The following is an 18177-nucleotide window of genomic DNA, read 5'->3' as shown; positions in this document are numbered from 1 at the left end:
CACCAGAAGCGGCACTACCCATGCGCTCGCTCGCAACACCGGCAATGTCGTCTTGTTCTTCTTTTCCATTTCTGCACCCTCGAAAACCCTTTGTGTATAGTTCTTGTACAATGTGTGTACATGAAGTTCAATAGGGCATCATCAATCAACCGCTCAGGACGTACCCATGTGTGCAAATGCCACCCGGTTCCCCACCCAGGGGGCGCCCCTTGCGGTTTCCAGCGACGACGCTACGGCGATACTCGCGGCCGTCCGCGAGGCCGTCGCCTATATCGAATTTGCGCCGAACGGTACGGTGCTCGACGCCAACTCGCACTTCCTCGAGACTGTCGGTCATCCCCGCGAGGATGTGATCGGCCAGCACCACCGGATGTTCTGCGACCCGGACTACGTTCGCTCCACGGAATACCGCCAATTCTGGCGGCAGCTGGCTACGGGCGAGTCCCACGCCGGCACCTTCCCCAGGGTCACGCGGGCTGGCGAGACCATCTGGCTGGAAGCCACCTACTTTCCGGTACGCGATGCCCAGGGCGACGTGTACAAGGTCGTCAAGATCGCATCGAATGTGACCGGCAAGATGGAGACGCTCCACGACCAGGCAGCCGTATTCGAGGCGCTGGATCGCTCCCAGGCGGTCATCGAGTTCACGCCGGACGGCACCATCCTCAAGGCCAACGACAACTTCCTGCAGGCCGTCGGTTACCCGCTCGAACACATTCAGGGCCAGCACCACCGGATGTTCTGCGACGACGCCTTCTACCGCGAGAACCCGAATTTCTGGCAAGACCTCGCCCGCGGGCGCTTCATGAGCGGCAAATTCCGCCGTTTCAAGTCCTCCGGCGAGGAGATCTGGCTGGAGGCCACCTACAACCCGATTCTCGATGACCAGGGTCATACCGTGAAGGTCATCAAGTTCGCCACGGACATCACCGCCAGCGTGCACATGGCCGAGCGCACCCGGGAGGCCTCCGCCATCGCCTGCGAAATGGCCCAGAAAACCGCGGATGGCGCGCAACGCGGAGAGGCCTCGCTGGAGGCCAATGCGACCAACTCCGAACAGATCCGCCAGCATGTGGCCGAAACCAAATCGGCGATCGATCGACTCAATGCCGAGGCGCGCAGTATCGAGTCGATCATCGAGACCATCCGCAGCGTGGCGGAAACCACCAAGATGCTGTCCCTCAATGCCGCTATCGAGGCCGCGCGTGCCGGAGAGCAAGGGCGCGGCTTTGCCGTGGTAGCACAGGAGGTCCGCAAGCTCGCGTCCGATACCCGCGACGCCACCAGTCAGATCGCCGAGGTCATTCATGGCAACCTGCAAAGCACCCAGGCGATCGCAGAGCGCATCGACACCGTGAACCAGGTGGCCGAGCAAGGGCGCCAACAGGTCCTGTCGGTACAGCAGATCATGGCCGAGATTCGCGAAGGCGCCAGCCACGTCGTCGAATCCGTCTCCTCGATCCCGCGCACATGACCCGGCCTGCGAGAGGCCTCGCACACCCGGAAGGCAAATCCATCCGGGCAACGGGCCGCTCCTGACCATCGAAGCCCCGCCACCCCCCCTCATTCCCTCATTGACCGCGAGGGTTCTCTCGCCTAGTCTTTCCTTTGGGTGGCGATCCCGAGCGATCGGCGGCAAACATTCCGGAACGGATCCGAATGGCTGCGACCACCCGACAGGGAGGGAAACGCCCCATGCCAGCGCGCATGTTCGGCTTGTTCGCGAGACTCGGGCCCCTGGCCGGCCTCAGCCTGTTCGGGCTGACTGCGCTGCTGCCCGCACAAGCTCTGTCTGCGGTCACCCCCGCCCCCCTGCCGCACAACACCGGCTTCTACCTCTCGCCTTATACCGCCTCCGGAGAGCTGGCCGGGTGGGTCGACGAGGCACTGGGCGAGTCCTCGCGCGACATCTCCGGGCTGGCCGGACGCCTGCTGCAAACGGCGGCGATGGCCTATGGTGCGCAGCAGTCGAATCGTCTGGGCGGCATGCTCGACCAGGCCAGCCGGTCGTCCGGCATACCCGCGATGGACTTCGGCCATGCCCTTGCCGCGGCCACCGAACCCGGCCGCACCTCGGCCGGGGGCCTTGAGCAGGCCACCGCCATCCTGGGCGAGCTGGGGAGCCGTGGACTGGTGGGCGAACACGCCGGCCATCAGGTCCGGCGGCTTGCGCAGGTGCTGGAGGACCCGGAGGCCGCCGTGCGCGGCGAGCTGGAACGCCTGCAGATCGGCTCGCGGGACATCGCCGGGGTACTCCGCGAACTGGAGCGCCTCCCGCAAGGCCAACGCCGAAGCGTACTCGGAGCCCTGGACCACGACACCGCCCCGGCGCTGGAACTCCTGCTGGACGCCGGCCACCAGCGGCTTGACCAGCAGATGCGCGAACTGGCCCAGCCCCGCAGCGCATCGTCCGGCTCTGCCGCCAGCGTCTTTGGCTTGCTGGCCCGTGACCACGATGCCGGGCTGTTCGGCGCCGGGGAGCTGCTGCAACGTCAGCTGGGCGACAACGCCCTGCGCCAGGGCGCCGAGCTGGGCATGGGGTTCTTCGCCCTGTTCGACGGGCTCTCGCAAACCCACCGTCAACTCGAACTGACCCCGGAGCGCATGGTGCGCTACCGCCAGTCCGCCGACCGTTCGTTCAACGACCTCGACAGCCTGCTGGTACACACCATGGTGCACTACCGCACCCGGCGCGACTTCGCCCGCGCCAGCGAGGCCGTGATGCTCCTCTACCCCGAGGCACGCCCGCGCATGGACGCCGCCCATCGCGTGGCGGGCGACATCATCACCGCCGAATGGCACCGCATGCAGCAACGCATGGACCTGCAATGGCAATAAACCCACGGAGAACCCACTGATGCGAATCCACCTGACGCCTGCCCGCATGCTCGCCATGGGCGCGATCCTGAGCCTGGGCCTGACGACCTCGCTCGCCCACGCCACGCCGGGCGCCGACCGCCAATTCGACCGCAATATCCAGGCGGTCGACACGGGCCTGCTGGAACCCGGCACCCGGGCGCTGCTGGACGCCTATCGCAGCGAACGTGGATCGCGCGAGGCGCGGCAGATCAGCCGTCAGGCCCTGCCGGGTCGCAGTGCCACGCAGTGCGCCTGGGACGATCGCTACCGCATCATGGCCAACCTCGAAGCGCCGTCCGAGGTTATCTTTACCCGCGCCCTGGTCACCAACAAGGGACGCGGCTCGGTAGACTTGGGCTTTGACCGCTTCGAACTGCACGCCGACGGCGCCTGCCCGGATACGGTCGACAACGGGCCCGTCAGTTTCTGGATGACCTGGTACCAGAACCACCAGGCCATGGAGCCGGCGGCCGTCTCCAGCATCGAGGAGGCGCGGCGGCTGTACGCCGCCTCCGCCATGGACAGCAGCATGAAGATGGTTATGCGCTTCGACGGCGAGATGCGGGACGGCCAGCCCCACGGTCGCTTCCGACTGATCCAGACCAATCACGCACCCGAGATGCAGGGCATGCGCGGCGGCAGTGTCAGCAGCCATGCGCTGGGTTATGTCGAATTCGAGGCCGGCGAGCGGATCCGGCGGCTGATCGTGACCGAGATGGCCCACGGCGCCACCCTGGTCTACCTGGAACAGCCCCATGGCGAGGCGAACATGCTCAACTACTGGGTCCTGCACGGGGCCGGCATGCACATGGGCGACCATTACCCGACCAACGCCGCTGGCGAAATCGATGGCCTCTTCGTACGTATGCGCAGCAACGAGAGCCCACCCGAGATCAGCGCCTGCGTGCGCGGCAACCTGCCCGCCGAGCGTTCCGCCTGCGACTAGGCCACGCTGACGGCCGCGGGGCAGGACCTCCCGCCCTGCGCCGTTTCCCTCAAGCCCCGAAAAAAGCACCCGGCTCAATCACTGATGAGCCCGGACGTCTCGTTCCGGCGCATATGAACTACACTCCCGGAACAACCACTTATAGCTGCGTGTAAAGGCCCGGGCGCGAACCGGTAAAGGACCGTGACCGCGCCGCCATACCCGCCCTGCCGCAACAGGGTGCAAAGCCGGCCAGGAAGGCCAAAGGATGCCACGCAATGTCCAGGTTCGAGTCGGCTCAACCCCTGGCAGGCAATACCCGGTATTCCGACTACCTGGCTCGAACGACGCTCCGCGCCTGGGTCGGGATGTCCTTTGTCTCCGCGACACTGATCATCGTCGCAGGCCTGCTGCTCTCCTGGTTGATCCCGTACCTGGCGGGTGGCGCCGACAGCATCGTGCCGCACTTCTACTACGTGCCCATCCTGTTTGCCGCCGCGCGCTTTGGGCCCGGCGCCGCCCTCGTCGTGGCACTGGTGGCCGGCGTACTGGCCGGGCCCCTGACCTATGTGGACGTCGCCGCCGCCACCGCACAGGAGACCGAACGCTGGCTGACGCGCACCGCCTTCTTCGTCGGGATCGGGCAATTGATGGCCTGGCTGGTCATTCCCGCGCTGCATCCGGTCACCGAGGAACTGCGGCGCATGCGTCAGGAATTCGATATCCGCCGGGGCCTGAAACACAACGAGTTCTTTCTGCGCTACCAGCCGATCTACTCGATCCGCCAGCATCGATTCGTCGGGGTCGAGGCGCTGATCCGCTGGCAGCACCCGGCGCACGGCGAGCTGACGCCGGCGGACTTTCTCGACGTGGCGGAGGACTCCTCGCTAATACACGACATCGGCGCGCAGGTGATCGCCGAGGCCTGCCGACAGACCGAGGAGTGGAAGACCCTTGCGCAGGTCCATGGCCGCGAACCCTGGTACACCGCGATCAATCTCTCCGCCCGCGACTTCATTCGCCCCGAACTCGCGTACGACGTCGCATCCGCGCTCAAGCGCCACCACCTGCCACCCGAACTCCTGACCATCGAACTCACCGAGACCGTGCTCGCGCTCGAGGACGCCGAACCCGCCCTCGAGGCGCTGAAGCACCTGGGGGTACAGCTCGCCATCGACGACTTCGGCACCGGGTATTCGTCCCTCGCCTATCTCAATCGGTTTCCGATCGATACGCTGAAGCTCGACCGCCAGCTTGTATCCAGCCTCGGCCACGACCCCTCGGCCGAAGACCTCGCACGAGGCATCGCACTGCTGGCCGGATCGCTCGGGCTGAAGACCGTTGCCGAGGGCATCGAGACCCGGGACCAGATCGACCTGAGCGAGGAACTCGGGTTCGACCGCATCCAGGGGTTTTACTTCGCCCGGCCCCTGACCGCGGACGAAATTCCGTCCCTTCTGCTGATCGAGGAGGTTGACCCGGACCACCCGCCGACGCCGAGCGGCGCCCGGGCGTAGAAAACCCCGGTGGGCGGTTCGCCCACCGGGGTCCTGGGAGATAGCAGGCGTAGTGCTGGTGGAGGCTACGAGTCCCCCGCCACCTCGGCGAATTGCTCACCAAGATCGCTGTCGTTGTCGATCAGGTAAGCAATCTCCTGGTATTCCTTGACGGTCAGCCCTTCATCCTCGATTGCGGCGACCATCTCGTCGTTGGCCTCGTCGCGCAGCTCCTGGGCCCCCTCGCCTTCTGCTTCCGCGATGTCATCTGCGTATTCCGCGCGGATGTCCTGGGCCGCATCCGCGGCCGCCAGAAAGCTTTCCAGATCGCTTTCACTGACGTCCTCGGCGGACATTTCGGGATCATCGGTCCATTCCTGCTCGAACACATGCGGATCATCCGCTGCCACCGTGCCCGCACCACCCAATGCGAGCCCTAGAGCCAGGGCGATCGAATAAGTTGTACCGGTCTTGTGTCCCATTCTGCGCCTCCTGCTTCTTCAGATTGGTTGGATTGCGTTAGCCCGTCGCAATGAACGCGCGGTCTGACCCGTAGCGATGCAGCCTCCGTGCCAACATGGCCTGAATGCCGCATGCCGCGCCGCCAGGCGGTTTCCGCACCTGAATGCAGTGATCGGACGGGTCCCAATCACATCCAGAGGTGGGTCATTCAGACACATGCATCGCCCCGACCCGTGTCGCTCCGACTCACTCCCTGGGGCCGCCTCGTTCAACGCCGGCAAGGCCCTTCACCCACAAAAAAGCCCCGAGGCGCAATGCCACGGGGCCCGGCCGTTTGTGCTCGGCGCCTGGGTTAGCTTGACCCGAAGTACTCCCGCAGGAGCTGCGTCGTGCGCGCGGCCGGATCCTCGCGAATGCGACGTTCCTCGTCCGCCAGAATGGTAAACAGACCATCCAGTGCGTGGTCGGTCACATAGCGATCCAGGTCCACATCCAGATCGGCCAGGCCGGGGATACGGCTGGCTGCATCGCGCAGCGGCTGGTACACCCGGTACACCCCGGCACCCTCCATATGCTCGCGCACCACGGGCGCATAGCGCTCGCGCAGATCCGACTCGGACGCACCGCGCAGGTACTGGGTCGCGGCATCGTCATCACCGCGCAGTACCGCGTGCACGTCGGACGGCTGCATGCCCCGAATCGCACTCACAAACACCGGGGCCGCCTCCCGTGCGGCCGCCTCGGCGGCCCGGTTCATGCGCCGCTCGAGATCATCCACCTGGCTGCCCATGCCAGCGCTGCGCAGCACATCCCCGGCCTGCCGCAACTCCTGCGGCAGACCGATCCGTATGGCCTGGTTGCCCCAGTAGCCGTCTTCCTGCCCCGTCCGTTCCACGGTTCGTTCGGTGCCGACTCGAAGGGCCTCGCGGACCGCCTCTTCCGCCCGGTCACCACCACTCCCCTCGCCGTTCAAACCGAAGTCGCGGACATCCAGTCCGGCACAGGCCGAGAGAAAAAACGGCAGAAACAGCAACAACAAGAGCGGCGAATTACGCATGCGGACACTCCGACAGAATCATACGGGGCATGATACACATCACGCCTCGCATACCCCGTGCCCCGCTTGTCACATCCAGCACCGCGCCAGGCTTGCGATCCACCCGCGCATGCTCAATTGTTAAGGAAACACTGACTAATGGACACACTCGCGTTGGTACCCCAGGTTTGCCGAGGCAAGGCGCATCGTGCAGCGGGTAGAGGTACTACCCGCAAGCGGCGCAACGCAGGATCGGGGAACCTGGGGTACCAACCCCACAACTCAATAAACGAAGGGGCTCGGCCGCTCGTTGTTATCAAAAACGGGCGCGCGCACGGCGTTGCGGCTCCCTTGTGCAGAATGACTGCACGGCGGTCACCGCGCCTTGTTCGCACGCAAAAGCGACTCGAGCGCGAGCGTGTACATTAATCAGTGTTTCCTTGAGTGATATGACCCACAGACCGCGCCGCCAAAGACCCGCCCGCAAGCGCCTGTACGCTGCCGCCGTCCTGTTCGGCTTGCCGCTACTCGCGTTCATCGCCTGGGTCACATGGACGGAGCAGCACCCGGAGCAGGAGCGCGAGTTGCGTGTGGAGGTCCAGGACCGCCTGCACGAGTGGTTTCCGGAGGTCATGGAGCTACCCGACGAGCTTCGCGGCTTTGTCCCGCGATCCACGGTATTCGACGACAGCACCCGCCCCGAAGTCGTGATGCTGCACGGGCTCGACGAGCCCGGCGATATCTGGGACACGCTGGCGTCCGCCCTCGACACGGCCGGCATCAATGGCTGGGAGTTTCGCTACCCGAACGATCAGGCGATTGATCACAGCGCCGACCTCCTGGCCGAGTACTGGGAGACGCTGGAGGCCGAACAGCCCGTGATCCTGGTGGGCCACAGCATGGGCGGCCTGGTGATCCGCGACTTTGTCACCCGCTGGCGACACCCCATCGACGAGGCTCCGCGGGTCGAAGGGCCACCCATTGCCGGCGTAATCCTGGTCGCCACCCCGAACCAGGGCTCCGACTGGGCACGCCTGCGCGTCTGGCTCGAGGTGCGCGAATGGCTGGCCGACATACGTGAGCAACGCTTTTCGCTTTTCGCCGGTCTTCGCGACGGCACGGGCGCGGCCAAGATCGATCTGCGGCCCGACAGCGAGTTTCTGGCGGACCTGAATCAGCGCCCCTGGCCAGAGGACATTCCCGTGCGAATCATCGGCGGCGTGGTACCCGAGCCGACCCCGGCGATGGAGGCCAGCCTGCGATCCCTGAGCGAGCAGTTCGGCATCGAGGACTTGCCCGCGCGCATCGAAGAGTGGTGGGAGGACACCAGCGAAGGACTGGGAGACGGGGTCGTGCCGATCGATTCCCTGTCACTGGAGGGACACCCCGAACCCGAGATCCTGGAGGCCTCGCACCGCGGTCTCCTGGTTCCCGGCCCCCTGACGGAATACCCCCCCGCGGTCGAACCGATCCTGCATATCCTGTTCGACTGGCGGGACGAGGACCGGCCTGTCCCCGCGATTGACCCGCAGGACTAACGTCTCTCCAGCGCAGGGGTCAGATCCCCAGCTCCCGCAGGACCTTGTCGATGCGTGGCACCAGGTGCGCATGCGGCGAGTCCTTGCGTACCAGCAGATGCATCGAGGTCACGTCCAGCACGTTCGAGGAGGCCGCCAGCCGACCCAGTGCATCCGCCTCGTCGGGATAGGCCCGCTTCAACTCCCGGATCGTGTGTTCCGTCACCTCACTCATGTTGATCAGCACGTCCCCCTCGCCGGCCGCCAGACGTCGCAGATTCTCCGACAGCGTGCCCTCGCGCTGCACGTCCAGACCCTCCAGGTTGGCCTTGCCCCAGCCGTTCCCGGCGTAGTCCAGTACGCGGTATCCAGTAAAGTCCTCCAGCCGTTCCTTGGCCAGCAATTCGTCGCGCTCGGGGTGGTCCTCGCGCACGAAGGCCACCCATTCCGGTTCCGCCAGGGCGACCTCGCTCGCGATCAGATACTCCTCGCGCTCCGGCGTCATGGTGGTAATGATCGCGTCGGCCTTGCCCTCCTTCACCAGCCGCTGCGCCTCCTCCCATTCGTAGGGCTCGTGGCGCAGTGGCACCCACAAGTGGGCAAAGGCCTCCTGCATCAACTGGACATAGTGGCCCGCGAAGCGCCCATCGCGATTGATGTACCCGTACGGCGCCTCGTCCCGGTCGCCCGCGATATGGAAGGCCTCGCGGTGATCGGCCACCGCCGGCACCGACAGCATGCCCAAGACCGCAATACCCGCTAAAAGCCGTCCAAACATCGCTCAGTCCCTCCATACCGTGCCGTCCGGGCCCCGAATCCGCCGGAGGTCGGCATCCCGTCACTCAAGCCGCGGCAAGATTTACCAGCGGCACCAGACCAAACCAAAGCACATAGGCTAGCGATACCGCCATCAAGCCGTCGATACGCCCGCCCGGTGCCCCGCGCTGACGCTCGCGCCACAACATCCATATCAGCCAGGCCGCATGCGGCACCACGAAATAGGCAATGCCTGCATAGGCCCCCTGAGCCCAACCGGTCAGGTGGAATGCCGTTCCCGCAACCGCCGCCAGACCGGTGAACACCAGCGCCACACCGAGCGCACCACCATTTCCCAGCCGCACCGCCAGGGTCCGTTTGGCCACAGCCGCGTCCGCCTCGCGATCGGGGATACCAGACAGCGTAATCGACGGGATGATCGCCAGAAACAACGGCAGGCTCAGCCACCAGGGCAAGGGGTCCGTCCAGTCCCCCGCGAGGAACACGTACCCGCACAGCAACACGCCCAGGCTGTGGGTCAGCGCGACATCCACCTCCCCGAGCCCGCGATAGCTGAGCTTCAGGGGCGGCGCCGTATACCCGATCGCGAGCACCGCCAGCACGCCCGTTACCCACAGCATGGGACCGGCATCGCCGGGCGCGACCGCGAGCAGCGCGGCAAACGCCGCCGCGAAGCCCCCCAGTGCCACCGACGTACCGGCGTTGATCTCGCGCAGGGACAGCCGCCCCTCCACCAGCACCCGCGAGCCGCCGGTAAAGGCGCTGTAGAAACGGTTCTGGCGATCGGAGCCGAAATCTACCCGTTCATTGACCAGGACCGTCGCCACCTCGAGCAGGAACAGGCACAGATAACCCAGCCAGAAAACCGGATTGCGCGACACACCGCCGTCCGGGGCCGCCGCCAGGGCCCCTGCGGTGTAGGCCACGAAGGTCATCGGGTAGAACTGCAGGCGCAGTGCCTGCAGCCAGCCCCCCAGCTTGAAGGCCGCCCGTTCGCGCAGGCTCTCGCGGCCATGCTCCAGGCGCAGCCCTTCCTGTCGTGCGCGCTCGAGCCACGCCTCGCGCTGGCGGTCATCGGCCTCGCGTACCGAACCCAGCATCAGCGAGCGCACCGGGCGGATGCCGCAAAAGCCCAGGGTCGCGCGCGCCATCGCGTTGATCCCCGGCTGGCGATACAACAACTGATGGATCAGTACCGGGGTATCCATCGTGGTAATCAGCTGTGCGGAGCGTCCCTGCAGCAGCCCCTCGTATCCGGTGCCGCCCTCGCAGCTGCGAAAGGCAAACTCGGGCGTCATCACGCGATCGAGAAAGCCCTTGAGCAGCGCTGGCATGGTGCCCCACCAGGTGGGAAAGACGAATACGAGATGATCGGCCCAGGCGACCAGTTCGCGCGCCGCGTCCAGATCGTCTTCCAGCGGCTGCTGATTCGGCGAAGGCGTGTGAACGTGCGGGTCGAACTCGAGATTCGCCAGCTCCAGGGAGCGCACTTCCGCCCCGGAGGATCGGGCCCCGTCACGGTAGGCCTCGGCCAGCGCGCCGCACAGGCTGTCGGTACGCGGGTGGCCCAGGATCACGAGCACCTTCACGCGAGGTGGCTCCCGGAAAGGGCCTTGCGACCGCTACGCCCCGGAACAGGGCACGTGGTGCATACCGGGTTGCCTCCCTGCATACTCGAAGTCCTCCGAACCCCGTCTCTGATCATGCCCACGATCGAACACCAGGCACACATCCGCGCGGACCAACCCGATGTATTCGCCCTGATTACGCGGGTCGAGGAGTTCGTCCATTACAGCGAGGCCATCGAAACGATAGCGCGCGTCGGGGAGGCCCGCTACCGATGGGTCGTCCGCATCGCCGGCATTCCCCTGAGTTTCGATGTCGAGATCACAGAAACGGAACCACCGGAGCGCTTTTCCTGGCAATCGCTGACCGGCGTGCAGAATCGCGGCACCTATCACCTGACACCCGCGCAAAACGGCACGACGATCCACCTGCGTCTGGAGTACGAGCTCGACAATCCGCTGCTCGAAGAGACCGTCCGCCAGGCGGCCAAACCACTGATCCAGACCCTGAGCCGCGAGATCATCGACAACGTGGAAGCGGAGCTGCAGAAGTCACCGGGAAAAGGCATCGATCAGGAGGGTCCGCGCCCGGATCGTTAGACCCCGGTAGCGGACAGGCTCAACAAATAACGCTGCTGGTCCGGGCTCTCGATCGCGCCGGGGCGCGCCCCGCGCACCATTGCGATGGCCTCCTCCGGCGCGAGGCCCCGTTCGATCAGCGTCAAGGCCGCAATCGTCCCTGCACGGCCAAACCCGCCACCGCAGTGAAAAATCACCCCTTCGCCCGCACGCAGCCGACGGTGTACCTCGGGGCCGACTTCGCGCCAGCGCAGCTCCCAGGGGCGATCCGGCGCCGCCATGTCACCGATCGGCAGGTGCAGCCACGCCATCCCCGCCGCACGCACGGCCTTGCCCAGCTCGGGCACACCCAGCTTGTCCAGTTCATGCCCCTGGTTCAGCGTGACCAAGGCCGTCGCTCCCCAGTCCCGGATCGCTGCCAGATCCGCCGCCAGGTCCCGCTGACCACCGGGCGCCTCCGGCTCGCACTTGCCGGGGCAAAGCGTCATCCCGATCGTTCCGCCTTCGGGCAGGCTCACCGTGCCGATCTCCAGGGAGCGGGCGGGATTGTCGCTAGTCTGAGTCATCAAGCCTCTCTCAATCGTCCGGCGCCAAGGCCAGTCGTTCCGATCTCGGGCCCGCAAGGGCCCTTTCTGCGAACCAACGCCGCATCTCCCAATCCTACCGGTATGGACACCCCGTTACTCATCCTGGGCCTCCTGCTGGTCGCCAGCCTGGCCGCATTCTTTACCGGCGTACTGCCCTATCCCATCGGATGGATCATCCTGACCATCGCCTTCATCGCACGCTTGCTCTTTCTGGCCGGCCGATAACATCCTTGCTGAAGCCGCGATGGAGAGCGCCCGCGATGTCTGAAGCCCGCAAGATGCCGGTACAACTGATCAGTGTGGACGCGGTGGTCGACGCCGCGGACCGCCTCGCCCGCCAGATCCTGGACAGCGGCTTCCGGCCGGACACGATCGTCGCCATTGCCCGTGGTGGCTTCATGCCGGCGCGATTCCTGTGCGACTTCCTGCAGGTGCACAAGCTGCTGAGCCTCAAGGTGGAGCACTACACCTCCGGCGCCCGCAAGAAACAGGCCGCGGCCGTGACGGTGCCGCTAAGTGGCGAGGTCCGCGGGGAGCGCGTCCTGCTGGTGGACGACGTCAACGACAGCGGCGATACCCTGGCCGCGGCACGCCCGCATCTGGAGACCTTCAAGCCCAGGGCCGTGCGTACCGCCGTGCTGCACGAGAAGACCACGACCACCTGTCCGGCGGACTTCCGCAGCCACACCGTCCGCGAGTGGCACTGGCTGCTCTATCCCTGGGCGGTCGTCGAGGACGTCGGCCAGTTCATCCAGCAGATGGACCCGCCGCCCAGCCACCGTGTGGAACTGATCGAACGCCTGCGCCTGGACTACGGCCTGGAACTGCACCCCGGCGAACTCGATCGCGTGATTCGCTACCACAGTCTCGAGATCCGCTAGGCCGAACACCGCTATGGGCTTAAGGGCACCGGCCGAGGCCTCCTATTTTGCTCAGACCCGCCCGTTTTCCTGCCCTCTCGGGCCTACACTCCAGGACAGTTCAACTGCGTACTGACCGGAGGGCCCATGCGTTTTCGGGACCGTACCGACGCCGGCCGGCGGCTGGCGCAAGCGCTAAACCGCTTCCGCGGTCAATCCGGCGTGGTGTATGCCCTGCCGCGCGGCGGCGTCCCGCTCGGGGCCGAGGTCGCGCGGCACCTGGATATGCCGCTGGATCTGCTGATCCCGTGCAAGATCGGCCACCCGTTTCACCCCGAATACGCAATCTGCGCGGTCCCGGAACACGGCGAGCGCGTCTGCAACCCCCGCGAGGAGGAACGCATCGACCCGGAATGGCTGGAGCGGGCCGAGGCCCGCGAACGCGCCGAGGCCCGGCGACGACGCGAACTGTACTGCACCACGCCCGCCCCGGACGTCGCCGGCAGACTGGCGATCATCGTCGATGATGGCATTGCCACCGGCCTGACCATGCGCGCAGCCATCCGCGACGCCCGGCAACGCCACCCCAGCCAGATCGTCGTCGCGATCCCCGTGGCCCCGGCCGACACGGCGGAGCTGCTCGAGACCGAGGTCAACCACGTGGTAACCCTGGACCGCCCGGTGTACTACCGGGGCTCGGTCGGGTCCTATTACGAATCCTTCGAACAGACCTCGGACGACGAGGTGATCGACCTCCTGGCCACCGCCCACCGCTCGCGCAAATCCGATGTCTCGCGCTGAGCAACACGATGTGACCCTCGCCCTGGACGGGCGTCCGCATCAGGGGATCCTCGGCCTGCCGGAGACCCCCTCCGGGCTGGTCGTGTTCGCGCATGGAAGCGGCAGCAGCCGCCTCAGCCCGCGCAACCACCAGGTGGCCCACGTGCTGCAGGCGGCCGATCTCGCCACGCTGATGTTCGACCTCCTGACCGAGACGGAGGATCGCACCTACGAGAACCGGTTCGACATCCCGCTGCTGGCCCGTCGGCTCGTACAGGCCTGCGAATGGGCCGCTTCGCAACCCCGACTCGCAGGGCTCCCGATGGGCCTGTTTGGCGCCAGCACCGGGGCGGCGGCGGCATTACAGGCGGCCGCGGCGGCCCCCGATACCATCCGCGCCGTCGTCTCCCGCGGCGGCCGCCCGGATCTGGCGGGCGAGGCCCTGCCGCGGGTGGCGTCACCCACCCTGCTGATTGTCGGGGGCGACGACACCATGGTGATCGAGCTCAACCGCCAGGCGCAGTCCCGCATGCAGGCCACCTGCAGGCTCGCGATCATCCCGGGCGCCACTCACCTGTTCGAGGAACCGGGCACCCTGGAGCAAGCGGCCGATCTGGCCACGGACTGGTTTACCCGGTGGTTGAATCCCGAATAGGGAGGGCCGGGTTTCCTTCCAGCAGCACCTTCAATTGGTCCAGGTCCTTCTCCACCGCGCACCGGTCCGAATCAAACTGCTCGTCGGACATCCCCGGCTGCCGGAAAAGGCTGAACACCAGCTCGCTCCCCTCGCCGTTCGGCAGGACGCGCATGGGGTTGTGAACGATCACGCCCGAGGGGAGCTCGACATCGTGATCCATCACACCGAGATCGTTGGGCGCCGCAAACCGTACCGTCACCCTCCCAACGGGCCCTTCCACGACCCACGCATCCCCCTGCTGTCGAACCTCCGAACGCGCGAGCCCCTCGGCCCATAACGGGAGATTTCTCGGATCGGAGGCAAAGGCATAGACATCTGCGGGAGTGCGCGCGATGGATACGGTCAGGTGCAGCACCTCGGCCATGCTGGGCCCGCGGGCGTCCATTTCACCGACCCTCAAAGGCTCGAACCAGGGCCGCGATGTCGAACTTCTTCATCTTCAGGAACGCCTGCGTGATCCGGGCCAGCGCCGCGGGATCACCGGGCTGCATCATCTCGTCCAGCACCGCGGGGACGATCTGCCAGGACAGGCCGAACTTGTCCCTCAACCAGCCGCATTCCACCTCCTGCCCGCCATCGGCCGTCAGCTTGTCCCAGTAGTAGTCGATCTCCTGCTGCGTATCGCACTTGACCATGAACGAGATCGACTCGTTGAACGGGACCAGCGGACCTGCACTGATGGCCTGGAACTCCTGCCCCAGCACGAAGAAGGTGACGACCTCCACCGAACCGGACGGGGTGTCTTCCAGGGTGACCGTGCTCTCGACCCACGAGTTTTCGAAGACCGAGGCGTAGAACTCGGCCGCCTCCCTGGCCTGACGCTCGAACCACAGGTGCGGAACGAGTTTGTGCCGAATGGTCGCCATCGCGTATCTCCCGCAAGGGCCGGGGCCTACTACTCTGACCTTACTCCCACGTGTTGGCTCCCTGCTCGAAGCCGCCCCGATAGGGACTGCCGACACAAAAACGATGCCCATTAGGGAGACACTGACTGAGTGGCGCATTCGCGTTGGTACCCCAGGTTTTCCGAGACCAGGCGCGCCGTGCAGCGGGTAGTGGTTCTACCCGCAAGCGGCGCAACGCAGGATCGGGGAACCTGGGGTGCCAACCCCGAAGGGGCTCGGCCGCTTTTGCATGCGCACGGCGTTGCGGCTCCCTTGTGCAGAATGACTGCACGGCAGTCACCGCGCCTTGTTCGCACGCAAAAGCGACTCGAGCGCGAATGCGCCACTCAGTCAGTGTCTCCCTCAGCGCCTGCATCACCACCCACTCTGCATGGCGCGCCACCACGGTTGCGCCCAGACTCTGCAAACGCGCGACCTCCGCCTCGACCGAGTCGGAGTCGATATCCAGGTGTGCGCGCGGATTGTGATCCACGCGCTGGATGATGACCTGCACTTCCCCGGGCGGCGTGACGAGCTGGATAAAGCCGCTGGCCGCATCGAAGTCCTCGGGCATCGGATAGCCCAGTGCGCTGGCCCAAAAACGCGCCTCGGCGGCCAGATCCTCCGTCCGGCAGTCGATCACGATGTTTCCGAGTCGGCTCTTGTGCATGGTGTCAGGGGGAACACGGCACTCGCGTGCCCCCAAAGACCACCTTCGGTTCGGGAGAACACACTGACGTGCGTGCCCTCCCGCCCCGTTAGCGCGGCTTGCAGGCCAGGCCGAACTCGAAGGTATGGATCTTGAAGCCCTCGGGAAACGCGGCCTTGAGCCGGCGCTCGAACTCGGCGTAGATCTCGGCCTTGTGCTGCTGCACGTCCCAGTCGCGGCTGTCGCAGTCGACCCCCTCGACGTCCAGCTCCATGTTCAGCTCCATGTTCAGCTCCAGATCCGGGGCCATTTGCAGTCGGATTGTCGGCATCTCGGTTCTCCTTGCGTTTCGCGGGCCCTACAGGACGGGCACCAGCAGCAGCGCCATGATGTTGATGACCTTGATCAGCGGATTGATCGCAGGGCCCGAGGTGTCCTTGTACGGGTCGCCCACCGTGTCGCCGGTGACCGCCGCGTGGTGGGCCTCGGAGCCCTTTCCACCATGGTGTCCATCTTCAATGTACTTCTTCGCGTTATCCCACGCCCCGCCACCGGCGGTCTGGGAGATCGCCACAAACAGGCCGGTCACGATCGTTCCGATCAGCAGCCCGCCCAGGGCCTCGGTACCGAGGAACACACCCACCAGTACCGGTACCAGCACCGGCAGCAGCGAGGGCAGGATCATCTCGCGGATCGCCGCGCCGGTGAGCATGTCCACGGCACGGGTGTAATCCGGCTTGGTGGTGCCCTCCATGATCCCGCTGATCTCGCGGAACTGGCGCCGCACCTCGTTCACGATGCCCGAGGCCGCCCGGCCCACGGACTCCATGGTCATCGCCGCGAACAGGAACGGGACCAGCCCCCCGATAAACAGGCCCACGATGACATTCGGATTGCTGAGCTCGAAGTTGTGTACACCGCCCGTGTGGCGCACCAGCTCGTGGGTGTAGTCGGCGAACAGCACCAGGGCCGCAAGCCCGGCCGAGCCGATCGCATAACCCTTGGTGACCGCCTTGGTCGTGTTGCCCACCGCGTCCAGCGCATCGGTGGTCTCGCGAACCTCGGAGGGCAGATCGGCCATCTCCGCGATGCCGCCCGCGTTGTCCGTAATCGGCCCGTAGGCGTCCATCGCCACGATGATCCCGGTCATCGACAGCATCGTGGTCGCGGCGATGGCGATGCCGTACAGGCCGCCAAAGGCATAGGCCACCAGGATCGCCGCGCAGACCGCCAGCACCGGCGCGGTGGTCGCCTTCATCGACAGCGCCAAACCGGCGATGATGTTGGTCGCGTGGCCGGTGGTCGAGGCCTCGGCCAGATGGCGGACCGGGCGGAACACCGTGGAGGTGTAATAGTCGGTAGCGACCATGATCACCCCGGTCAGCACCAGGCCCACCAGCGCCGCGCCATACAGTCTCATCGCCGCGCCACTCTCGATGCCCATGCTGGTGGCCAGCGCGTTGTCCGGCACCAGCACCAGCGTAATCGGCAGGAAGGCCACCGCGGCGAGCCCGCCGGAGACCATCAGGCCCTTGTAGAGTCCCTTGATGATCTCGGAACCCTGCCGCGCCTTCACCGCGAAGGTACCGATGATCGAGGCCAGGATCGCCCCGCCACCCAGCACCAGCGGATACACCGAGGCCATCAGGCCCAGCTCGGGGATCAGCAGGGTCCCCAGGATCATCGTCGCGATGATGGTCACCGCGTAGGTCTCGAACAGGTCAGCGGCCATCCCGGCACAGTCCCCGACGTTGTCGCCCACGTTGTCCGCGATCACGGCCGGGTTGCGGGGATCATCCTCGGGGATGCCCGCCTCGACCTTGCCCACCAGGTCCGCTCCGACATCCGCGCCCTTGGTGAAGATGCCACCGCCGACACGCGCGAAAATCGAGATCAGCGAGCCGCCCAGTGCTAGCCCCACCAGCGGCGAAAGCCCGACCTCGCCACCCTCCGGTGCAAGCCACCAGAGCACGGCAAAATAGCCTGCCACCCCCAGCAGCCCGAGCCCGACCACCAGCAGGCCGGTCACCGCGCCCCCGCGGAAGGCCACGTCCATCGCCGCTTCCAGCCCCGACTTCGCGGCCGCCGCAGTTCGCACGTTGGCCCGTACCGCCACATGCATGCCAATAAAGCCCGCCGCACCCGACAGCACTGCACCGATCAGGAACCCGATCGCGGAGCCCACGCCGATCACCAGCCACAACCCGATGAACAGAACCACCCCGACCACTGCAATGGTCGTGTACTGCCGCTTCATGTAGGCCGATGCGCCTTCCTGCACGGCACGGGCAATGCGCTGCATCTCCTGGCTCCCCTCCGACTTCGAGAGCACCCAGCGGATGGAAAACAGACCATAGGCCAGCGCAGCAACGCCGCACAGCAGCGCAAATACGAGGCCGAAAAATGGCATGGACATGGACTCCCCCTTCGATACGTCGTGACACAAAACATCCGGGGCGTCGGGCACCCGCGGCGGCCGACAAGAAGGCTGTCGACGCGACACG

The 18177-nt window shown here is 65.9% G+C and carries 20 protein-coding genes; 10 read left to right on the top strand and 10 right to left on the bottom strand.

Annotation, left to right across the window (positions count from 1 at the left end; all coding sequences use genetic code 11):
• Positions 1-166 precede the first annotated feature (166 nt).
• The 4 genes from C936_RS0109830 (at position 167) to C936_RS0109815 (ending at position 5301) form a co-directional block, all read left to right on the top strand.
• A complete protein-coding gene (locus C936_RS0109830; protein ID WP_018649460.1) occupies positions 167-1474 on the top strand; it encodes a PAS domain-containing methyl-accepting chemotaxis protein in 1308 nt (435 codons plus the stop codon).
• 221 nt (positions 1475-1695) lie between these two features.
• Positions 1696-2838: a hypothetical protein gene (locus tag C936_RS0109825; protein WP_018649459.1), complete on the top strand. Its 1143-nt coding sequence runs from the start codon at positions 1696-1698 to the stop codon at positions 2836-2838.
• A 19-nt stretch (positions 2839-2857) separates the two neighbouring features.
• The gene (locus tag C936_RS0109820) at positions 2858-3805 is read left to right on the top strand and encodes a hypothetical protein (RefSeq protein WP_018139292.1); all 948 of its coding nucleotides are present in this window, start codon (positions 2858-2860) and stop codon (positions 3803-3805) included.
• A 257-nt stretch (positions 3806-4062) separates the two neighbouring features.
• Positions 4063-5301: a bifunctional diguanylate cyclase/phosphodiesterase gene (locus C936_RS0109815; protein ID WP_018174193.1), complete on the top strand. Its 1239-nt coding sequence runs from the start codon at positions 4063-4065 to the stop codon at positions 5299-5301.
• Between the two features lie 65 nt (positions 5302-5366).
• Here the strand turns inward: C936_RS0109815 and C936_RS0109810 are convergent, their stop codons facing one another.
• Both C936_RS0109810 and C936_RS0109805 read right to left on the bottom strand, forming a co-directional pair.
• Positions 5367-5762: a DUF4168 domain-containing protein gene (locus C936_RS0109810; protein WP_018174192.1), complete on the bottom strand. Its 396-nt coding sequence runs from the start codon at positions 5760-5762 to the stop codon at positions 5367-5369.
• 332 nt (positions 5763-6094) lie between these two features.
• Complete coding sequence (locus tag C936_RS0109805; protein ID WP_018139289.1) at positions 6095-6799, bottom strand: DUF4197 domain-containing protein; 705 nt, start codon at positions 6797-6799, stop codon at positions 6095-6097.
• A 428-nt stretch (positions 6800-7227) separates the two neighbouring features.
• On the opposite strand from C936_RS0109805, the gene C936_RS0109800 reads away from it, so the two are divergent.
• Positions 7228-8316: a lecithin--cholesterol acyltransferase gene (locus C936_RS0109800; protein WP_018137593.1), complete on the top strand. Its 1089-nt coding sequence runs from the start codon at positions 7228-7230 to the stop codon at positions 8314-8316.
• A 19-nt stretch (positions 8317-8335) separates the two neighbouring features.
• On the opposite strand, the gene C936_RS0109795 is transcribed toward C936_RS0109800, so the two are convergent.
• Complete coding sequence (locus tag C936_RS0109795) at positions 8336-9034, bottom strand: transporter substrate-binding domain-containing protein (RefSeq protein ID WP_018649458.1); 699 nt, start codon at positions 9032-9034, stop codon at positions 8336-8338.
• Between the two features lie 103 nt (positions 9035-9137).
• The gene (locus C936_RS0109790; protein ID WP_018649457.1) at positions 9138-10661 is read right to left on the bottom strand and encodes an NAD(P)H-dependent oxidoreductase; all 1524 of its coding nucleotides are present in this window, start codon (positions 10659-10661) and stop codon (positions 9138-9140) included.
• Positions 10662-10775: 114 nt separating this feature from the next.
• Here C936_RS0109790 and C936_RS0109785 point away from each other — a divergent pair, with 114 nt between their 5' ends.
• Positions 10776-11237, top strand: a complete 462-nt coding sequence (locus C936_RS0109785; protein ID WP_018137590.1) for an SRPBCC family protein — start codon at positions 10776-10778, stop codon at positions 11235-11237.
• Here C936_RS0109785 and C936_RS0109780 read toward each other — a convergent pair.
• Positions 11234-11782 carry a cyclin-dependent kinase inhibitor 3 family protein gene (locus C936_RS0109780; protein WP_018137589.1) on the bottom strand — a complete coding sequence of 183 codons (549 nt, stop codon included), beginning with the start codon at positions 11780-11782 and terminating at the stop codon, positions 11234-11236. The two genes, C936_RS0109785 and C936_RS0109780, sit on opposite strands and share 4 nt — an antisense overlap.
• Before the next feature lie 102 nt (positions 11783-11884).
• On the opposite strand from C936_RS0109780, the gene C936_RS15030 reads away from it, so the two are divergent.
• From C936_RS15030 to C936_RS0109760, 4 genes are all read left to right on the top strand, one after another.
• Positions 11885-12028, top strand: a complete 144-nt coding sequence (locus C936_RS15030; RefSeq protein ID WP_018137588.1) for a hypothetical protein — start codon at positions 11885-11887, stop codon at positions 12026-12028.
• 35 nt (positions 12029-12063) lie between these two features.
• Positions 12064-12684, top strand: coding sequence for a phosphoribosyltransferase (locus C936_RS0109770; protein WP_018649456.1), 621 nt, complete (start codon positions 12064-12066; stop codon positions 12682-12684).
• 126 nt (positions 12685-12810) lie between these two features.
• Complete coding sequence (locus C936_RS0109765) at positions 12811-13464, top strand: phosphoribosyltransferase (RefSeq protein WP_018649455.1); 654 nt, start codon at positions 12811-12813, stop codon at positions 13462-13464.
• Complete coding sequence (locus tag C936_RS0109760) at positions 13451-14098, top strand: dienelactone hydrolase family protein (protein WP_018649454.1); 648 nt, start codon at positions 13451-13453, stop codon at positions 14096-14098. Before C936_RS0109765 ends, C936_RS0109760 begins: the two co-directional genes overlap by 14 nt.
• Here the strand turns inward: C936_RS0109760 and C936_RS0109755 are convergent.
• The 5 genes from C936_RS0109755 to C936_RS0109735 all read right to left on the bottom strand — a co-directional run bounded on the left by C936_RS0109755 (position 14073) and on the right by C936_RS0109735 (position 18089).
• On the bottom strand, positions 14073-14525 hold the full coding sequence (locus C936_RS0109755; protein ID WP_018649453.1) for an SRPBCC family protein: 453 nt from the start codon (positions 14523-14525) through the stop codon (positions 14073-14075). The two genes, C936_RS0109760 and C936_RS0109755, sit on opposite strands and share 26 nt — an antisense overlap.
• Before the next feature lies 1 nt (position 14526).
• Entirely contained in the window at positions 14527-15006 is a 480-nt protein-coding gene (locus C936_RS0109750) for a VOC family protein (protein WP_018649452.1), read from the bottom strand.
• 40 nt (positions 15007-15046) lie between these two features.
• Positions 15047-15667 carry a VOC family protein gene (locus C936_RS0109745; protein WP_231363262.1) on the bottom strand — a complete coding sequence of 207 codons (621 nt, stop codon included), beginning with the start codon at positions 15665-15667 and terminating at the stop codon, positions 15047-15049.
• A 115-nt stretch (positions 15668-15782) separates the two neighbouring features.
• The gene (locus C936_RS0109740) at positions 15783-15983 is read right to left on the bottom strand and encodes a hypothetical protein (RefSeq protein WP_018649450.1); all 201 of its coding nucleotides are present in this window, start codon (positions 15981-15983) and stop codon (positions 15783-15785) included.
• A gap of 48 nt (positions 15984-16031) precedes the next feature.
• Positions 16032-18089 carry a sodium-translocating pyrophosphatase gene (locus C936_RS0109735; protein ID WP_018137791.1) on the bottom strand — a complete coding sequence of 686 codons (2058 nt, stop codon included), beginning with the start codon at positions 18087-18089 and terminating at the stop codon, positions 16032-16034.
• Between the last annotated feature and the right edge of the window lie 88 nt (positions 18090-18177).

It is taken from the genome of Thioalkalivibrio sp. ALJ4 (genome assembly GCF_000377225.1).
GTDB lineage: Bacteria > Pseudomonadota > Gammaproteobacteria > Ectothiorhodospirales > Ectothiorhodospiraceae > Thioalkalivibrio.
The sequence above is the reverse complement of the archived record's forward strand: the minus strand, read 5'-3'. Positions and strand labels throughout refer to the sequence as shown.